The sequence below is a fragment of the Vibrio sp. 1S139 genome (assembly GCF_041439475.1).
GTDB classification, from domain to species: domain Bacteria; phylum Pseudomonadota; class Gammaproteobacteria; order Enterobacterales; family Vibrionaceae; genus Vibrio; species Vibrio crassostreae_C.
This window is the reverse complement of sequence record NZ_JBGOOD010000009.1, coordinates 59044-78562: the sequence shown is the minus strand read 5'-3', so window position 1 is coordinate 78562 and position 19519 is coordinate 59044. Positions and strand designations below refer to the sequence as shown.

General features: G+C 44.2%; 15 protein-coding genes. 9 read left to right on the top strand and 6 right to left on the bottom strand.

Translation table 11 applies throughout. From position 1 onward, the window contains the following. Positions 1-63: 63 nt before the first annotated feature. Together ACED46_RS05340 and deoD are read right to left on the bottom strand one after the other, a co-directional pair. Positions 64-1533 (bottom strand): lactate dehydrogenase, encoded by a 1470-nt coding sequence (locus ACED46_RS05340; RefSeq protein ID WP_017061879.1) that lies wholly within the window; start codon positions 1531-1533, stop codon positions 64-66. A gap of 82 nt (positions 1534-1615) precedes the next feature. Then, complete coding sequence (gene deoD, locus ACED46_RS05335) at positions 1616-2326, bottom strand: purine-nucleoside phosphorylase (protein WP_017061880.1); 711 nt, start codon at positions 2324-2326, stop codon at positions 1616-1618. 346 nt (positions 2327-2672) lie between these two features. Between deoD and ACED46_RS05330 the strand changes: the two genes are divergently transcribed. Then, positions 2673-3647, top strand: coding sequence for a L,D-transpeptidase family protein (locus ACED46_RS05330; protein ID WP_029235199.1), 975 nt, complete (start codon positions 2673-2675; stop codon positions 3645-3647). 157 nt (positions 3648-3804) lie between these two features. Here the strand turns inward: ACED46_RS05330 and ACED46_RS05325 are convergent, their stop codons facing one another. After that, on the bottom strand, positions 3805-4071 hold the full coding sequence (locus ACED46_RS05325; protein WP_371721024.1) for an Lpp/OprI family alanine-zipper lipoprotein: 267 nt from the start codon (positions 4069-4071) through the stop codon (positions 3805-3807). Positions 4072-4432: 361 nt separating this feature from the next. On the opposite strand from ACED46_RS05325, the gene ACED46_RS05320 reads away from it, so the two are divergent. Next, positions 4433-5764, top strand: coding sequence for a DEAD/DEAH box helicase (locus ACED46_RS05320; RefSeq protein ID WP_017061883.1), 1332 nt, complete (start codon positions 4433-4435; stop codon positions 5762-5764). Positions 5765-5879: 115 nt separating this feature from the next. On the opposite strand, the gene ACED46_RS05315 is transcribed toward ACED46_RS05320, so the two are convergent. Further along, positions 5880-7127, bottom strand: a complete 1248-nt coding sequence (locus ACED46_RS05315; protein ID WP_371721033.1) for an SGNH/GDSL hydrolase family protein — start codon at positions 7125-7127, stop codon at positions 5880-5882. Positions 7128-7615: 488 nt separating this feature from the next. On the opposite strand from ACED46_RS05315, the gene ACED46_RS05310 reads away from it, so the two are divergent. Then, positions 7616-8557, top strand: a complete 942-nt coding sequence (locus tag ACED46_RS05310) for a triacylglycerol lipase (protein ID WP_050546919.1) — start codon at positions 7616-7618, stop codon at positions 8555-8557. A 38-nt stretch (positions 8558-8595) separates the two neighbouring features. After that, positions 8596-9483, top strand: a complete 888-nt coding sequence (locus ACED46_RS05305; RefSeq protein ID WP_065583797.1) for a lipase secretion chaperone — start codon at positions 8596-8598, stop codon at positions 9481-9483. 100 nt (positions 9484-9583) lie between these two features. On the opposite strand, the gene ACED46_RS05300 is transcribed toward ACED46_RS05305, so the two are convergent. Continuing rightward, the gene (locus tag ACED46_RS05300; RefSeq protein ID WP_017064253.1) at positions 9584-11227 is read right to left on the bottom strand and encodes a methyl-accepting chemotaxis protein; all 1644 of its coding nucleotides are present in this window, start codon (positions 11225-11227) and stop codon (positions 9584-9586) included. Positions 11228-11706: 479 nt separating this feature from the next. Here ACED46_RS05300 and ACED46_RS05295 point away from each other — a divergent pair, with 479 nt between their 5' ends. The 5 genes from ACED46_RS05295 (at position 11707) to ACED46_RS05275 (ending at position 17769) form a co-directional block, all read left to right on the top strand. Continuing rightward, positions 11707-12528 carry a phosphate ABC transporter substrate-binding protein gene (locus ACED46_RS05295; RefSeq protein WP_017064254.1) on the top strand — a complete coding sequence of 274 codons (822 nt, stop codon included), beginning with the start codon at positions 11707-11709 and terminating at the stop codon, positions 12526-12528. Positions 12529-12639: 111 nt separating this feature from the next. After that, the gene (pstC, locus tag ACED46_RS05290; protein WP_017064255.1) at positions 12640-13569 is read left to right on the top strand and encodes a phosphate ABC transporter permease subunit PstC; all 930 of its coding nucleotides are present in this window, start codon (positions 12640-12642) and stop codon (positions 13567-13569) included. A gap of 15 nt (positions 13570-13584) precedes the next feature. Beyond that, a complete protein-coding gene (gene pstA, locus ACED46_RS05285; RefSeq protein ID WP_017064256.1) occupies positions 13585-14448 on the top strand; it encodes a phosphate ABC transporter permease PstA in 864 nt (287 codons plus the stop codon). Between the two features lie 90 nt (positions 14449-14538). Then, positions 14539-15288, top strand: coding sequence for a phosphate ABC transporter ATP-binding protein PstB (gene pstB, locus ACED46_RS05280; RefSeq protein ID WP_004737715.1), 750 nt, complete (start codon positions 14539-14541; stop codon positions 15286-15288). A 336-nt stretch (positions 15289-15624) separates the two neighbouring features. After that, entirely contained in the window at positions 15625-17769 is a 2145-nt protein-coding gene (locus tag ACED46_RS05275) for a GGDEF domain-containing protein (RefSeq protein ID WP_017064257.1), read from the top strand. 69 nt (positions 17770-17838) lie between these two features. On the opposite strand, the gene ACED46_RS05270 is transcribed toward ACED46_RS05275, so the two are convergent. After that, positions 17839-19518, bottom strand: a complete 1680-nt coding sequence (locus ACED46_RS05270) for a BatD family protein (RefSeq protein WP_371721023.1) — start codon at positions 19516-19518, stop codon at positions 17839-17841. Between the last annotated feature and the right edge of the window lies 1 nt (position 19519).

The window sequence follows — 19519 nt, the reverse complement described above, 5'->3', positions numbered from 1 at the left end:
GTTACCTCATGTTGTCGCTTTAAAATCAATGAGTTCCCGAATAATTACCTAGAGGCTTTGTTGCTATGAAAGTAGTTGCTTTAGAGTTAATGGCAGCTCCCCTACGCCTAAGCGTTGTGCTGCCGTGAGCCCTTGCTTATCTTGGTAGCACAGATTGTGCCAAGCTCTAAATATGTCGAGCAATGGAAGAATGCCCCCAGGACGAAGCTTACGTCTGGGCTCATTAATAAAGCTATCAAATAACAACTGAAAGCGCTGTTGATAGAACTTAGTTTGTTGAATTGAGGCTGTGTTAAACCACTGTTTTGGTTCTGGATTGTTACCGGTTAGGTAGCAGATACCTTTCTGGTTATCACCCTGATTGGCAATAGCCCAGCGATCTCGCCACCAACTCATGTGAACGATGTCGATCTTTTCAAAACTTTGGTCGTCTTGCCAGCCTGAATCTTCTTCGACATACATGAGGTCAATATTTTGACTCTGAATGCGCGGCAAACATACACTTAAAGCGGCAGATCTTAGTAATGGATCTTGTGGCATATAGATGGCGACATGCTTGTCTTCGTTACACATATCCAACACATGTAAGAAGTGAGCATAAGAGGTATAAGGCGGTCGAATGAGAGCGCCTTTTGAAGGGTAACTAAATGTGGTGAGGTTACCCATAGGGTCCTCAACGTTACCTCTCGCAAGAATCACTTGGTACTGCTGTTCAATGCGCTCTTTTAGTTTGTCAGAGGGCTGAGGCAGTTCGAGATTTGCTTCTGAAGAGTGCTCTTTGGATACAAATCGTGCCACATCATCATAAGGGTTATGGTCGACGTTTCCTGATGGTTCTTCATTTTGAGAGTAGTTAACGTGTTGGCAAAGTATATAGCCAGAATGCGCCTCGCCCGTCGCTATCCACACCACACCGTTGTTACTTTGTGGTTGCAGACGCTGGTAGTGAGATGCGAACTCGTAATCTTTCGCATGGTTAACCCATCGTGCATCGATCATCGCTAATTTACGACGACAACGGCTCGCGATATGGTCAACATGATCATAGAAAGTCTTTGGGTTGATCTCTAATTTTCGGCAGATTTCACGTACGGAATAGCCCATGAACAGTAAGCCCATGAGGTTCTCTTGAAATTGGAGTTTTTTATTGGATCCAGACCATTTATCAACGAAGGTTGTTTGGCAGTCTTTGCATCGATAACGCTGCCTGTCGCCACTGTAGCCGAAGGCATGATAAAGATGTTTATGGGTATGAACCGATAAGCCGAAGTTATCGCAATCATCATTACGACAAGCAGGGAGCCCGTCGCTGTGAAGTTGTCTTAGGCGATGAAGTTCGCTTAACACTTCACGATTGTTAAGTAAGGGGGGGAAAGCTCCACATTCACGACAAACCATCGCTGGACGCTTAGGGTTCGCGTGTTGCAAAACATACCGTTTTGCATCGCTCAAGCCAAAGTTGTCACACGCCAATGTTTTACAAAAGTTGAGTTGCAAACCATCCGCATCTTTTGGCAGCTTGTCGTTAGACACGATCTCCCCCTCGGGATTATTTGAGCAGCCAAGCGAGCCTGGCTGCGGGGTAACGCTTTTCAATGTATCTTTTATCAAATCGTTAGATGTTGATTGCTGTCTCTAGAGCAACTTTCATCATGTCGTTGAAAGACTTTTGACGCTCTTCAGAACTTAGTTTTTCACCACGGATGATGTGGTCAGATACTGTTAGGATAGTTAGTGCTTTAGCACCAAGGTCTGCAGCAACGCCGTAGATACCAGCCGCTTCCATATCAACACCTAGGATGCCTAGCTTTTCCATTTTTTCGAAAAGGTCAGCTTCTGGAGTGTAGAAAAGGTCTGCAGAGAATACGTTACCAACTTTAACTGGAACTTCTTGTGCACGAGCTTGGTTTACTGCTTCTTCTAGAAGACCGAAATCAGCGATAGCAGCGAAGTCGTGGTTGTTGAAACGAATGCGGTTTACTTTTGAGTCAGTAGATGCACCCATGCCGATAACAACGTCCATTAGTTTAACGTCGTCACGTACCGCGCCACAGCTACCTACACGAATAACGTTTTTCACGCCGAACTCAGCGATTAGCTCGTGTACGTAGATGCAGCATGATGGGATACCCATACCGTGGCCCATTACAGAAACTTTCTTACCTTTGTAAGTGCCTGTGTAGCCAAACATGTTGCGAACGTCACAAACTTGCTTCACGTCATCAAGGAATGTTTCTGCAATGTATTTTGCGCGAAGCGGGTCGCCCGGCATAAGTACTGTTTCTGCGAAATCACCAGCTTGAGCATTAATATGAGGTGTAGCCATGGTCGTTCTCCAAAGTTTAAACGGTAATTATAGGAACAGGATTTAATCAATTACCGATTCTGTTGAATTGAATTCGTTTTGTTGAGGCAATATTAGCGAGTTAGAACGTGGCTCCATGAGACTTTAGTCACAAAATAGGTCTGCCATTATAGTTTTATTAATATTGATAACCAAATATGTTGAAAGCGTAAAGGCAATCGATTTTGTATGGGTAAATTGCAAGTGAATGAGAAGAAAAGGCTTACATATAAACTTGTTGCCTATTAGTTTCGAGACAACAATACGTTGTAGAGACGTTTGATCAGAGATAATCTAAACTTTGATAAAAGACAAACCAAGGATTTGTATGTCGTATTGCGTTAACTCGACGCCTTTGCAGTCAATGAAAACACGACTCCACAGGGCGGCGTCGCTTGTTGTAAGAACTACTTTGCTTGCCAGCGGGATAGCTTCATCGTGGGTGTCTGCTGCAACCTTTGAATTGCCACCAACGGAAAGCCGCATTGTGGGCAGAATCCAGCAGCATGAAGTGGCGGCGGGCGAAACCTTGGCCATCATTGCCAAGCAATACGATATTGGTTTTCTCTCTTTAATGGCAGCCAACAAAGGGGTGGATCCTTTTCTTCCCGCGGAAGGCTATGTGTTAAGCATTCCAAGCCGCTTGATTTTGCCTGACACCCCAAGAAAGGGGATTGTCATCAATCTTGCTGAGTTAAGGTTGTATTACTTTGAGCCTGAGAAAAATCAGGTGCATGTTTTCCCTGTCGGCATCGGTCGAGTGGGGCGTGATACTCCCGAGATGATCACCAAGATAAGCCAAAAAAGACCGAATCCAACATGGACGCCACCAAATTCAATCCGCAACGAGTATCTTGAAAAGGGCATTGAATTACCGAGAGTGGTTCCTGCCGGGCCGGAAAATCCATTGGGAGAGTACGCTTTGAGGCTTGCTTATGGCGCTGGCGACTATTTGATCCATGGTACAAACAAAGATTTCGGGATAGGTTTACGAGTTAGCTCTGGTTGTATCCGAATGGAACCTAAAGACATTGAGTGGCTGTTTGAGCAAGTGAACCGTGGTGAACAGGTCACCATTATCAATGAGCCGATTAAGGTGTCATTAGAGCCTGATAGAAGTGTGTTTGTAGAAGCGCACGAGCCATTAACTCGAAGTGATGGTTCAAAGAAATCATTACAGATCCCTGTGGAACTAAAATGGTGGCTTGAAGACGCAGAACTGCCAAATTCAAAGGCGAAAGCGGTTATCTTTGCTCAAAACGGCGTACCTGTAGAGATAGCACCACCTGTGATTGAGTTTTAATTCGATTGCCTCTTCTGCAACAAGGGGCGGTTTTATCTTGTTTACTCGCATTAGTGTCACCCAAAAAAAGCACCACATCCGATAAGAAGTGGTGCTGTCTATATACTGCTTTTTGCGACTTATTTAATCTACAGCTTAATCGCGATTAGATCTCAAACTACTTAGTGTAAGACTCAGCGATGTTGTCGATACGGTCGTTAGCACGGTCCGCTTCTTCTTTCGCTGCCATTGCGGCTGCTTCTGCTTCTTGAGCCTTCATTTCAGCGGCTGCTTTGTCACTCTTAAGTGCTTCAACTTCGCTTGTTAGTTGAGCGACTTGGTTAGTTAGTTGATCCATTTCTGACACTGCAGCTTCTTCTGGCTCTGAAGAACAACCGGCTAAAATGAAAACTGAGGCTGCAACTGCGATTAACGTCTTATTCATAAGAACTCCTTGCTTATTTATCATCAAAAGATGCGCTATACATTCTTTATCATATAGTCGCTTCATTAATGATTGTAGCGACTAATTTTTTAACTGCAAAAACAATAACTAAAGAAATTGCTAAATTTTTGAGGTAATTAGCTAAGTATCACGTTGTGTCTCATTTATGAGATGAAGGATTTAGAGACGACTTGAAGGTGTTTTTGGAGAGCTATCCCTTTGCTAGCAATGCATACGTTGTTCTAGCTAAAGATAGATAAAGGGATAAATTTACTGTGATCTCTATCCTTATAAAGTACTTTCGCGGTATCATGTCACGTTAAATTAATTTTATTCAATACCATCATGACTGGAGAGTCCTTTGCACTTTAAAGATTTAGGCTTAGATAACCGCTTACTGAAGAACTTAAAACATTACGACTTCAAGAAGGCGACAGAGATCCAATCAAAAGCGATCCCTGTTGCTATTGCTGGTAAGGATCTATTGGCTTCATCAAAAACGGGATCAGGAAAAACATTGGCGTTTGTGTTGCCAATGATACATAAAGCATTAAAAACAAAAGCGTTTTCTGCTAAAGATCCTCGTGGTGTAATTTTGGCTCCTACTCGTGAGCTAGCGAAGCAAGTTTACGGCGAACTGCGTAGCATGCTTGGTGGTCTGTCTTATGAAGCGGCGCTTATCTTAGGTGGTGAGAACTTTAACGACCAAGTTAAAGCACTGCGTAAGTACCCTCGTTTTATCGTTGCGACTCCAGGCCGTCTTGCTGACCACCTAGAACATCGTTCATTGTTCCTAGATGGTGTTGAAACGCTAATCCTTGATGAAGCGGACCGTATGCTTGATCTGGGTTTCGCTCCAGAACTTCGTCGCATTGCCAATGCAGCTAAACACCGTCGTCGTCAAACGTTGATGTTCTCTGCAACGTTAGATCACGCTGAAGTAAATGGCATTGCAAATGAAATGCTAGACGCACCTAAGCGTATCTCTGTTGGTGTTTCTAACGAGCAACACTTAGATATCACACAGAAATTCTACTTATGTGATCACCTAGATCACAAAGAAGCGATTTTAGACCGTGTACTGGAAGAAGCTGAATACCGTCAGGTAATGATCTTCACAGCAACACGCGCTGATACTGACCGTTTAACAGATAAGTTGAACGAGAAGAAGCTTAAAGCGGTAGCACTGAGTGGTAACCTAAACCAAACGCAACGTAATGCTATTATGAGCCAGTTCGAGCGTGCGGTTTACAAGATCTTGGTAACTACCGATGTTGCTTCACGTGGTATTGATATTCCAAACGTGAGCCACGTTATCAACTTTGATATGCCTAAGCATACGGAAGAGTACGTGCACCGTGTAGGTCGTACTGGCCGTGCGGGTAACAAAGGCGATGCGATTTCTTTGGTTGGTCCAAAAGACTGGGACAGCTTCAAGCGTGTTGAACTTTACCTTCAACAAGATTTGACCTTCTCTGTACTTGAAGGCCTAAAAGGTAAATTCAAAGGCATTAAGCCACGTAAACCTGCGTTTGCTAAAGGCGGTCCTGCTAAGAAGAAGACCAACACTCAAGCGAAGAAAACGCCGAAGAAACCAGTTAAGCGCGATAAGAGCTTCCACCAAAATGTGGCAGTGGGTGATACCGTGTTTATCCCTAAGAAGAAAGTCGCACCAAAAGTGGACGACGAGTAATCACCAGCCAGTTTTAAAGCGTTTGCTAGTAAAACTGACATAAATAAAAAACGCCAATATTAGGCGGTTTTTTTGTATCTCGACCTTGGCTCAGCCATTACTTTTCGATATTTAGTTAGAAATTGAACGTCGAGAACGAATACGCCAAGATGTGGTCGGCAATGTATTTATGAGTAGCTGTAGTTGGGTGTGTCACGCCCCAAAATACATAACTGTCTGAACCATAGGTGGCACAGTCATTGGTTAAGCTGTGGCTTCGCAAGTAGTCCGCGGCTGAGCTTCGATTGATATTAAGACAAGCATCACTCGCGTTTCGAAAGCCATGTTGTTCTGGGTTATCGGTAATGCTGGCGAACAACGCACTTGCATCGAACAACACCACGTTTTTCCCCATACCTTGGTAATACTCGGCTTGAGCTTTGATGAACTGGTTGAATTCTAAGATCTTGCCACGAACTTTTATTATCTCTTGTTCGGTAGAGTATTTGAATTGAGGGGCTTTGGTTGCATCGGGTAAGGTGAACAGCAGGATATTGTTCGCACCAGATTCTGTTAAGCGGATCAGCGCGCTGCTAAAGTCAGCCTTTACATCGGCGACTTCTCGGTTGTAATTCATGAAGTCATTGAGGCCAAACTCTAAAGTAAACAGTGAGTTTTCCGGACGATAGTTTTTGGCGACTTTCATGTAGGTCAGATAAGAGGTGACTTGATCATAAACACCAGTCAATGCCACGTATTGGTTGGTACCTGCGGCGCCACCCACAGCCCAGTTATACAGAGGGACATCTTTCGCTTTTGCTAAATACTCCGTCCAGACTAAACCATTCGAAAAGTGCCCTAAGAACCACGAATCTGCGTTCGGAAAAACCCATTGTGAGCCATTAAATAGATTACCAGTGTCGGACAGGCTATCACCAAAGGTGACAATACGATTGATGCTACTGGCTTGAAAAGCGTTGTCGTTGGTCCAGATGGAGTGGTTGTAAGAGAAGCGATTATCTGCGGCAAAGTAGGTGATGTCAGCGGCGTCATGTTGGATGTCGAGCGTCTGTTCGCAACGCTGTTTGATTTCAGATTGAGGCGCATCACTGTAGAACATGTTTTTGAAAGAAACAGAAGACCACCAATATCCGTTGATCGTGTAGTAATCACCACTCTCTTTCTTTGCCCACTTCCAGTCGGTGGCTGGGGAATCATGAGAGGCATCGGTTCGATACCAACATCTAACATATGAATAGGTCTCTGAGCCTTGTGCACTGAGTACTTGTGCAGATGTAATCGATTCAGGTGTTGGTATTGAGTCTTCAGCGGCATAAGCGGCAAAAGGCAGGGCTAACGTGAGTATTAAAGCCGTATTTTTCATCACTGTATTCTCTTTTATATTTAGATGAGCCAAACAGAAACGCTGTTGCTTGTTGCTTGTTTCTTGTTTCTTGATAAGTGGATAAGTAAATAACTGGTACGACCTATATCTAAAATCAATAATTAGCGTCAATATATTCAGGGTTATGGTGTGTCGTTAATGGAATAAGCCTCAAGTTATCAACGAGTTTTTGGTTGAAAAATACCTGTTTCCAAACGGTTATTTGTCGAATAATTTTGGTTTATTGAGAATGTTGAATTGATATTTGAGTCGGGATATTGAAAGAACAATCTCATCAACCTTAGTTAAATGTTAATTTAATCAATTGCTTATGTTTTGTTCTCCTGATTCTGTTTGCCTGATGTTCATCGCACCTGTTTAATTCAAGTTCGCCATCACAAATATGAAGTCGTTACTTTCTGTTTTATAAAATCATCATCTACGGTTCTTTTACTCATCAGAGGTCTAATCTGTTTAAGGAAAGAGCATTGAAAAAGATATTAATTTGGACGATAGCCTGCCTATCCAGTTTTGGCGTATATGCCGGAACGAGCGCATCAGCATTAGAAGCCAGCGGATACACTGAAACGAAATACCCCATTATGTTGGTACATGGTCTGTTTGGTTTTGATACATTAGCGGGCGTTGACTATTTCTATGGCGTACCTGAATCCCTAACCAAAGATGGCGCGAACGTATATGTCGCTCAGGTCTCTGCAACCAACAGTTCAGAGGTCCGTGGTGAACAGTTACTCAGCCAAGTTGAAACGCTGTTAGCTGCAACAGGAGCAAGTAAGGTGAATCTGGTTGGTCATAGCCACGGTGGGCCTACGGCTCGTTATGTTGCGTCAGTTCGACCTGATCTTGTTGCTTCAGTGACCAGTATTGGCGGTGTGCATAAAGGTTCTAAGGTCGCTGATCTCGTTCGAGGGAACGTATCTGAAGGCTCTGTCACAGAAGGTATCGCGGTTAAATTAGCAGGTGGATTAACGACACTGATTAACCTTTTATCTGGTGGAACGGATCTCGACCAAGACGGCCTCGCTTCTGTTGAAGCATTGACCACAGAAGGCTCGCTAGCCTTCAACCAGTTTTACCCTGAGGGCGTTCCGACGTCTGAGTGTGGCGATGGTGAGTGGCAAGCAAGTAACGGCGTTTATTACTATTCATGGACAGGGTCTTCCACTTTTACCAACCTTCTTGATCCTACCGACGGAGCGATGACAATCCTAGGCTTAGCCTTCAACGAACCTAATGATGGCTTAGTAGGAGCATGCAGCGCGCATTTGGGCAAAGTGATTGGTGATGATTACAAAATGAACCACCTAGATGAGATTAATGGGTTATTGGGAATTCACCACTTGTTTGAGACAGATCCTGTAACTCTATATCGTCAGCATGCCAATCGATTGAAGTTGGCTGGCTTGTAGTCTGCAAAGCCGTTTAATAAGAAAACAAGGGAAGTATGATGAAAAAGACCGCCATTTTGTCGATAACCACGATAGCCCTGATGAGCACAGCGGCGGTCTTTTTATATCTAAATAATCAAGATACACATACTGACGACGAACAACGCGTCTCCTCATTGAAAGTCACCTCTCAGCAAGATACCGACATCGATAACGCATCAGCAAAAGACATGATGGAATATTTCGTGTCAGGTAATACAGAATTAACCCTTGAAGATATTCGAGACAACGTGGCGAAACACCACGAACAATCATCAACAACCGTGGTTGATGAAGCACTGTTTGCCAAATATCTTGAGTATAAGTCGGCACTGACATCGTTGGACGTGCAGTTCGGTACCACATCCATTTCCGCTGATGATCTACGTGCACTCAATCAAGCGCTCCTTGACCTCCAAGCTCAGTTTTTCAGTGAGAGCGAGATAAGTATTCTGTTTACGCACGACAACAGAATGAGAGAAATCGCCTTAGAAAAGTTACTTCTGAAACAGGAGGGATTAGAGGATGAAGAATACCAACAAAGACTCGAATCCTATCTATCTGAGCAACCTGATTATGTTCAGTCGAGTCACCAGAATCAGGTGTTACTCCAACAGCTCTCTAGCTCTGAAGGTCTCGATGAACAGGGTAAATACTTAAAGAGAAGCGAACTTGTCGGTGAAGAAGCAACCCAGAGACTTGAAGCACTTGATAAACAAAGAGCGGCCTTTGAAGACTCGTTAGAGGTCTACTTCGCAGAACGAAATGATGTCTTGAAAGATTCATTCCTATCAAAAACCGAACAACAAGAGAAGATTGCGCAACTTAGGACTGAACATTTCCTACCAGAACAGCTTAGAAGGGTAGAAGCGATTGAAAGAATTCGAGCGGCTGAATCTCGTCAGTAGTGTCTAAAAGCGAGCCATGATGGCTGGCTTTTTGTTTATCGGCGAGTTCTAAAGAGCATACAGCCTGAATCTGTTTGCCTTGAACTTCGTACCTTGAAGCCTATACCTTAAAGTAATCCAACTGCTGCTTCTGTTGTTCTGCTAGGTTAGAAAGCTCGTGGCTTGCTGCAGCGGCTTGAGTAATGCCGGTAACGTTTTGGCTTACTAGGCTGTAGATGTTTGAGATGTTACGGTTGATGTCTGAGGTTACTTGGCTTTGCTCTTCTGCGGCAGAGGCAACCTGAGTGTTAATCTCAGTCATGTCAGTTACCGAGTTAGCAATGCCTGAAAGCGCCGCGCTTACTTCACCTGCAAGAGTTTGGTTGTGTTCCAGCATAGATAATGAGCTGCTCATGCTTTCATTCGCGTTACCGGATTGAACCTGCAAACCTTCTATGATGGTTTGGATCTCTTTGGTTGAATCTTGTGTACGTGCCGCTAGCATTCGAACTTCATCAGCAACCACTGCGAAACCACGACCGCTTTCACCTGCACGAGCGGCTTCGATTGCTGCGTTAAGCGCCAGCAGGTTAGTTTGTTCAGAGATACTTTGAATTACCTCAATCACTTTACCAATCTGTTCAGAGTGCTCTTTTAGCGTGCCCACAACATTTGCGGCTTCGCTTAGCTGAATCGCCATCTGTTCGTTAGCTTTGTTGCTTTCATTAAACAAGCTCATGCTGTGTGTCGCCATTTCGTCAGCTTGCTTAGACGCTGAGTCGGCTTGTACTGCGTTCTCATTAACGTGTGCTGCTGTGCTTTCCAATTGGTTCACAGCAGAAGCAACTTGCTCCACCTCTTGCTTCTCTTGGTCTGAGTTAACGCTGGACTGTGTCATTACAGCCGCTAGCTCTGTCGACGCAGAAGCCACTTCGATACTGATTCGAGACAGCGAGCTTACCGTGTCACGCAGCTGTTCAACAGACTGGTTTACGTCTTGCGCTAGGCGTGAGATTTCGTTGTCGCCATACTCTTCTGCTTTAACTAACAAGTTACCTTTTGCTACTTCCCGCATCGTTTCTTGAATGTTGCTGATCGGCTTAACAATGATACCAGCCAGCGTCCAACTGATAATTAGAGCTACAGACAGGATCACCAACAGTGCAATGGTCGCAGTAGTCAGCGTGCTAGCGTGTTGCTGGCCGTTGATGTCGACCTCTTGAGTGGCAAGCAAGTTCAGCTTTTTAGACAGAGTATTGATCGCTTGCACCATTTCATTACCCGCATGTCGGTATTGGTCGATTGCGATCTGGTAGCGGTTTTCAAAATCTGAAGATAGTGATGCATCGCCGTGTTTCGCTCTTAATAGCGGAAGCATGGTGGTACGAGAAAAATCGACATAGTGATTCATCGCTTTGTTCATCGCGGCCACTTCATCTTGCATGCCTGGCACTGTGTCTAATGAATTCAGTAGGCGAGTATTCTGATCGCGTTTTTGGTTTAGTGTTTCAACCAATGTTTTTACGTCATCAGCATTGAATAGACTGTAAATCGCTTTGATGCGCATGCCATAGCTGTTGTCGACGATTTCGCTAAGTTCTTCTTTATGTAAGATTAACTGGTCGGTTGCTACTGACACATCTTTGAATGCACTTTCTAGTTTTTCACCACCGATAATGACACCGGCTAAAAGTAAGACAACGGAAAATAGTACGGGTATAAGAATTTGTATTTTGATTGATAAGCCACTGAGAAGTTGGCGCATGTAATGTCCTTCTTTGAATAAAATAAAAAGATGAGAATTATTATTATTAGAATTAGTTGGCGATTCTAACTAATGAGACTGACAATTCAATCAGTAAAGGCTTTGATTTCGTTATATGCGATAGGTATTTGAATAGATGGTTGTTTATTGTTCTAAATGGCGATAAAGGTGGATCTTTTTATCCATCGTGTTAGGGCTAATTGATTGATAAATAGAGAAATATATTGGTTAGTATTCGATATAAATAGGGAAGGAAATCTAGCTTTTTGGTGCTCAAACGATGGTGAGACCTGCATTCACTAACTGCATCTGATGGGGGCGCGACTATCAATTCATCGAGTAGGAGAGAAATTAGCCATTAATTTGTAGTTGTCATATAGGCTTCAATTAAGTGAAACACAACTGTCACATTCGGATTCTAAAGTAGGCCTCGTTCAAGCAAAACATTACGGCAATAACGCCACTAAAGGAAATTTGTGATGAAAAAGACAGTTATCGGTGCAATCGCACTACTAGGCGCTCTAACAGTGAATACAGCTTCAGCTAAAGAAACTATCTCTGTAGTTGGCTCTAACAGTGCTTCTCCACTGGTTGAAGTTTTTGCAGAAACCTACATGAATAAAGGCGAACCAGTGTTCATCGAAATTCAAGCACCAGGTTCTTCTGCAGGCATCAAAGCAGCAAAAAATGGAAGTGCTGACCTTGGTATCTCTTCTCGTGACCTAAAAGAAGAAGAGAAAACAGCTGACCTGAAAGAGCTAGTTATCGCTCGTGACGGTATCGCAGTTGTTGTTAACCCGAACAACGAAGTATCTGCTCTTACTGCTGAGCAAATCACTTCAATCTACAAAGGCGACATCACTAACTGGAAAGATGTTGGCGGCGCTGATAAACCAATCGTAGCAATCACTCGTGATACTGCATCAGGTACACGTGGTGCATTCGAAGACATCATGAAGCTTAAGAAGAAGATTGGCGATAAGAAAGTATCGGCTATCTCTCAACGTGCACAAGTTGCAAACGGTAACGGCGCACTTAAAGTTTCTGTAGCAAGCAACCCATACGCTATCGGCTTTATCTCTCTAGGTACAGTTGACGAATCTGTTCAAGCTCTAACTATCGACGGCGCTGCTGCGACTGTAGACAACGTTAAGAACGGTTCTTACAAAGTTGCTCGTCCATTCCTAGTTCTTTACAAAGCAGGCGCTCCAACAGCTGAAACTCAACAATTCCTAGATTGGATGGTTGCAGATGAAGCTCAAGCTATCGCTGGTAAGAAAGGCTACATCACAGTTAACTAATCTTAACTGACTCAATCTTAATTATTGCTCAGCCTGCTTTAGGCTGAGCCTTTTCTTTCAACTTTGTTTATTTCGAGCTCTTATTGAGCCACAAAGTTTGAGATTTTATATATGACCATCGCAAATAGTGAAAAGCTTATGAATACTGAAGCGACTCAAATCAACAAGCCAAGTCTACGTGCTAAGAAGCGCATCGACTGGAGAGAAAGAATCTTCCACGGCTTGTTCTTATCGAGTGCTGTAATCGGCATCGTATCACTAGCCGTTATCGCTTACTTTATCGTTGCAGAGAGTATCCCTGCATTCCAAGAGGCCGGTGTTTCTGGCATCGTTCTGGGTGTTGACTGGTTACCTCCAGCTCTATTCGGTGTTGCAACCATGATTGTTGCATCGATTGTTTCGACACTTGGAGCTGTAGTTGTTGGTGTGCCAGTTGGTGTATTAACCGCTATTTTTATTGCTGAGATTGCTCCAAAGCGTCTTGCAGATATTATTCGACCAGCAGTTGAGCTTCTAGCGGGTATCCCGTCGGTAGTTTACGGCTTCTTCGGTCTAGTAATTATCGTTCCAATGATTCAAAACGTTTTCCAAGTACCAGCGGGTAACACTATCCTGGCGGGTATCATTGTTCTGGGTATCATGATTCTTCCTACCGTTATCACGGTTTCTGAAACTTCGATTCGTGCGGTACCTCGTACATACAAAGAAGGTTCACTTGCACTGGGTGCTTCGAAAATCTACACGATTTTTAAGCTACTCGTTCCTGCTGCACGTTCAGGCATTATGACTGGTGTGATTTTGGGTATCGGCCGCGCACTTGGCGAAACGATGGCAATCATCATGGTTATGGGTAACGCGCCAGCAATGCCAGAAGGCATTTTGGACTCTGCTCGTACGCTAACAGCAAACATTGCAATTGAAATGTCTTACGCAAGTGGCGTTCACGCTAACGCACTGTACGCAACAGGTGTTGTACTTCTAGTGTTCATCATGATGTTAAATGGTGCTCTACTTTATCTTAACCGTGAAAAAGCGAAGTAGGCGAGGATAAGTAATATGGATCGCGTAAAACTAAAACAAGCACGTCAAACCAAAGATAACATCCTAAAAGGTTTTATCTGGGCAGCTGCAGCTGTAACCGTTGGTTTCTTATTCTGGATTATTTGGTACATCCTATCGAACGGTCTGCAATACGTAGATTGGAACTTCATCACTGACGATTACACTCGTACTGGTGAAGAACGTGGTATTTTCCCAATGATCATTGCCACGATCTACATGGTAATCGCATCGATTGCGGTAGCCGCGCCACTGGGCATCATGACGGCGATATACTTAACTGAATATGCGAAAGTAGGTAGCCGATTGGTGAAAGTGATTCGATTCTGTACTGAGTCGTTAGCTGGTATCCCATCGATCATCTTTGGTCTGTTCGGTATGACCTTCTTTGTTTCGATTCTTGGTCTTGGCTTCTCGATTCTGTCGGGTGCACTAACGCTAAGTATCCTGATTCTTCCTGTAATCATTCGTACTACAGAAGAAGCATTGATGGCAGTGCCACAAACTTACCGCGAAGGCTCATACGGCCTTGGCGCTTCAAAAATCTACACTATCTGGCGTTTGATCTTACCAAGCGCAATGCCAGGTATCTTAACTTCGGTCATTCTTAGTATTGGTCGTGTAATTGGCGAATCAGCACCTGTATTTTTAACAGCAGGTATGGTGGCACGTGTTCCTGAGTCGGTATTCGATTCTGGCCGTACACTAACGGTTCACCTATATAAGCTGACAACAGAGCTATTTACTATCGATGAGTGGAACCAAGCCTACGGCACGGCGACAGTCCTAATCGTACTGGTTCTCTTGATCAACATGGTTACAAAACTGATTGCGAGACGCTTCAACACGGCAACTTACTAAGCTCATTAGCTGGCTCATAAATAAAGCGAGCCCCCGTGATAAAGAAAGCATCAAGTTAGACACGAATTTAAGAATTTAGAGATTACGAACATGAATAAATTTGATATTGAGAACCTAGATCTGTTTTACGGCGACAACCAAGCGCTTAAATCTATCAACCTGCCAATTCCAACTCGCCAGGTTACTGCTCTGATTGGCCCGTCTGGCTGTGGTAAATCAACACTATTGCGTTGTTTGAACCGCATGAATGACCTAATTGAAGGCGTTACGATTAAGGGTAAGCTGGATATGGATGGCACTGACATCTACGGTAATATCGATGTCGCTGACCTACGTATCCGCGTAGGCATGGTATTCCAAAAGCCAAACCCGTTCCCAATGAGCATCTACGAGAACGTGGCATACGGCCTACGTGCTCAAGGTATCAAAGACAAAAAACACATCGATGAAGTGGTTGAGCGCTCGCTACGCAGTGCTGCACTGTGGGATGAAGTAAAAGACCGTCTTAAAGCGCATGCATTTGGTCTGTCTGGTGGTCAACAACAGCGTCTATGTATCGCACGTACCATTGCAATGGAACCAGATGTAATCCTGATGGATGAACCAACATCTGCTCTAGACCCAATCGCGACACACAAGATTGAAGAATTGATGGAAGATCTGAAGAAAGACTTCACTATCGTTATCGTAACGCACTCAATGCAGCAAGCGCGTCGTATCTCAGACCGCACGGCTTTCTTCCTAATGGGAGAGCTTGTAGAGCATAACGAAACCAGCGTTATCTTCAGTGAACCAAAAGATGATCGTACTAAAGGTTACGTAAACGGTGACTTCGGTTAATCGACGATTTACGTGTGGTATTTAAGCGATTAGATACCTTTACACACTAACTGAAACGCAGGTTAGAAAATCGAATAGAACAACAGAATTATCACTATAACTATAAGCGATGGAAGTTTTGCCCCACTATAGGTGGGGCTTTTTTATGTGTCTAAAAAATCCCCAATGTCGATGTGATTTTGGGCAGAGAATCCCATTTTTGTCGTCCTTCTCATGCTTGTGATAATGTTAAAGGTGAAACTGCGACCCGCTTAACATCTCATTTTTACTTACATTGATTGCATATCAAGCCTTCTGTATTTTTGCTTTATTCTTAATCGCCAATGGAAGGAAGCTGTGCCTGTTAAAGCCTTTGCAAAACAAATATCTGCGACACGCGACCATCGTCTGTTGGCTGAGTCTCTTTTTGACTATCTGGTTAAGGTACTTACTCCAAAAGGGATAGGAATATTTGCTGAACCGACGCCGGAGAGCGACGCATTACCGCTTTTTTCTTATGGCGACCTAACCTCATTGGCGAGCTACCCCTCTACATTTTGGCCGTGGGTCTCACAGTTTGATACCGCAGACGGGGTTTTGCCAATGGCTATCAACACCTGCAAGTGGGAACACATGAAAGTGCTTGGTGGGGAGTCGTTTATCATGATGCTCGACAACGCACCTGCCTCCAGAACTTATTTAATTGTTCAAAATTGCAATGCTGAGAAGGTTAATCAAACCTTTGACCAAGATCTTGATGTGTTACAGCTCGCGGCTGCCCGTTGGCAATGTATTCGTGCCGAAAAGAACGCGGCGCTAGAAATCAAACACAGAGACACACGTGAAGCTCAATACTTAGATGAGATAAAGTTACGTGAGCTGTTTGTAGAGAACATGAAGCTGGTTCATCAGGTCGCGCTTGAGCTTTCTAACCCTGAGTCACTCGATGCTTTGTATAAAGCATCGGTTGAGGCTGTGCGAGACAGGTTAGGGTTTGATCGTGCGATCTTCATGTTGCTTGATATGAAAAAGCGTTGTTTCAGCGGCACTTATGGCACTGACGAAGCGGGTAAAACCAACAGTGAACACCACACTCAATACGATTTGCACCAACTTGAAGCGGAATACATTGAAGCGCTGTCTGATAACCATACTAATCTAGTCATCATCGATAATGCGCCCCTGTATACAGAAGGTAAGGTGGTCGGGCAGGGGTGGAATGGCATGCTTATCTTGCGTGAAGGCGACAAACCTGTCGGCTGGATCGCCATGGATAACTACATTCATCGCTCACCGATTACTAACTATCAAAAGCAGATGCTTGAGTCTTTTGGCTCTTTGCTTTCTCAAATCTATATTCGCAAGCGCCAAGAGCAGAACATACGTATGTTGCACTCGAGTATGGTTGAGCTGTCTCGATGCGATAGCGTCAGTGAAGTCTGTAAGTCCGCGGTTAGTTTTGCGATTCAACATCTAGGTATCGATCGACTGGCTGTTTTCCTAACAGACAAAAAGTGCAGTTACATGCAAGGTACTTGGGGCACTGACATCAAAGGCGATATTGTCGATGAGTCCTATTATCGCTCTGAGCTGGTGGAACGTGACATTGTAGCCGCAGCTCGTGCTTGCCCTAATCAAGTTGCCTTTGAAGAATCAGTTCCTATCTACCACGATTTCAATATTGTGGGAGTCGGTTGGACGGCAATGACCATGCTCACCACCAATACGGGTGAGCCGATTGCGTTTATCGCTGCTGATAACCTATTAACTCGCAGTCCTTTAACCTCACAGCTTCGTGAGGTAATACGTATCTTTGCTTCGAGCCTTGCTGAGGTGCTGCAAAGAACCATGGCTCAAGAAGAACTGAAAAAGCTCAATGAAACATTGGAGCAAGAAGTCAGTAAGCGTACCCAAGAGCTAGAGTTGGCGAATGAGCAATTGGATATCATTTCTAAGCTAGATCCTCTTACGCGCCTTGGAAACCGCCGTATGTTGTCGCAGGTTCTAGAAGACTTGAACGGTGACGATCAAGGTGCCTTTGCCTTACAGAACGAAATTACATTTGGCTTGATTCTTGTCGACCTCGACCACTTTGGTTTGTACAACAGTGTCTATGGTCATACTGAAGGGGATGCGGCTCTGAGGACGGTAGGTGAGATACTGAATGCCCATGTTCACAATGATAAAGAAACCTTCTGCCGGATTGGCGGAGAGGAGTTTATGTTGTTGATGATTGGCACGAATCACTCAGAGACAAAGCAACGTGCAGAGTCGATTAGAAAATGCATTGAAGAGGCAAAAATCCTGCATTGTGAAAGTAGTACCAGCCCATATTTAACGGCATCCGTTGGCTATGCCTCGATAACTTCTGATCAGCACCAGTTTGACTTCGACCTACTGTATGGCAAGGCAGATAAAGCCTTGTATCAAGCCAAAGACTCTGGGAGAAATCGAATCGTTTCTGCCTTAAAACGTAAAAAAGTCACAGCCTCTCTTTCTTAAAATAAAGGCCGTTGATCTCAAGATGATCAACGGTCTTTGTGTTTTACTGTTCTTGATGAACAGCGTCGACTAAAGATTTTCTAGCGAACTATTATGCTTTTTACTCGCAACTCTCTTGGGCTTCTTCACCGTTTTGATTGCCAGCTCAGGGCTCCATGTTTGGGCTGGTGAACCGGCTTCACCATAAAGGCTTTGGTTTAGCTTGGTGAGTTCGGCTTCAACGGTTTGTAACGTCTCATCACTTAGATCTGTATTTTCAGATTTCCATTGCTCAAATAAGGTTCTGGTCATCACGCCATCTTTCGTTCTTAGAGCTTCAATAAGCGCTTCTGCGGTATCTGATTGACGTTCAACAGTGTGTGTTGGTTTTGTCGTTACACCGCGGCGTGACCAGAAGTAGAATGCCAATGCTGAGCTGATTAGCCACAAAGCTGCAAATAGGGCGGTGAGATAAGGCCAGATCCCAGGGCTATCCACAGTAACAACCGTCGGGCTTACTTGTTGGGCGGGCGTAGCAGTTACTGGTGGAGTGCTTGACGTTGCGCGATCACTTGCTTTTACCGCTAACTCTAGCCCCTGCGCTTTGCTTGTTTGTTCTGATTGCAAATCGGTGTTAAACCAAGCTTGAGACACATCAGGAAGCGAGATGTTTCCTGCCTCTTTCGGAATCAAGACTTGCTTGTAAACAACGACAGAATCACCTGACTGAGTTGTGCCAAATTGCGGCTTCTCTTCATAAACACGTACCGAATTAGGGTAGGTGATATTCAGTTTTGGCAGCTGGTGTTGCGTTAAGTTGCTAGCCGTCATCGTGATGGTACGAGTTAACGAATCACCCGCTTCCATTTCAATGGTTTGGTTGTCGCCTTCTAAACCATTACTATTTCCCAGTTGATTGCCTTGGCTATCTGACCATTGTTGAATCAGTTTGAAGTTTGATGTTGGTAACCACTCACCTTGGTAGCCTTTTGGTACGTCCTTCACAGTTACATCTAAGATTTCAACGGGCGTGTCGAGCTGGAACAGACGCGTTGTACTGGAGTTGTTGGTTGAGTAAACAACGGCTCCATTCAGCTTCGGTCCATTCAGCTTAAACTGTCCGGCCTTTTGTGAAGAGATACGGAAAGACTGTTGAACTACCGTCACCTCTTGTCCATTGAGAACATCTTGAAATTGCTTCGATTCACCAATAGGTTCCACATCTAAGCCCGGCGAGCTCGGTGGCGCTATTTTAGGATCTTGCAGCCTTCTTGGGTCAGCTTTGATGATGAGTTTTACATCAAGCTCAGCCACTTCTTCTGGGTACAGCGAGTTCTTGCTGAGATTAAGCTGGAACTCTGCCATATCATGTTGAGTTGGAGCGGCTTTGTTAATTGCAACATTGATGGTGATAGGCTTGGTTTTTGCCCCTTCAATATCAAAACTCGGGATTTGCAACTTACCCAAACGCAGTGGAGCAAGGCTAATGTTCCATTCACTTGATACCGAACGGCTGCCATTGACGATTCGCATCGAAGACCCAAAGTTTGGTGTGCCAACATAGAAATCCTGCTGGAGCGCTGTTAGATCTAGAGCATCAGAGGAGACCTTTTCATCGGTTGCAACTCTAAGAAGGAACACTTCATCTTTGGTGACACTGTTATGTGAAACGCTCGCCACGGCGTTTGCAGCCAATACTGAGAAGGACGAGAAAGCTCCCAACAACAATGTTAGGAGTACGGATAAAAATGGCTTGTTTAAAAATCGCATG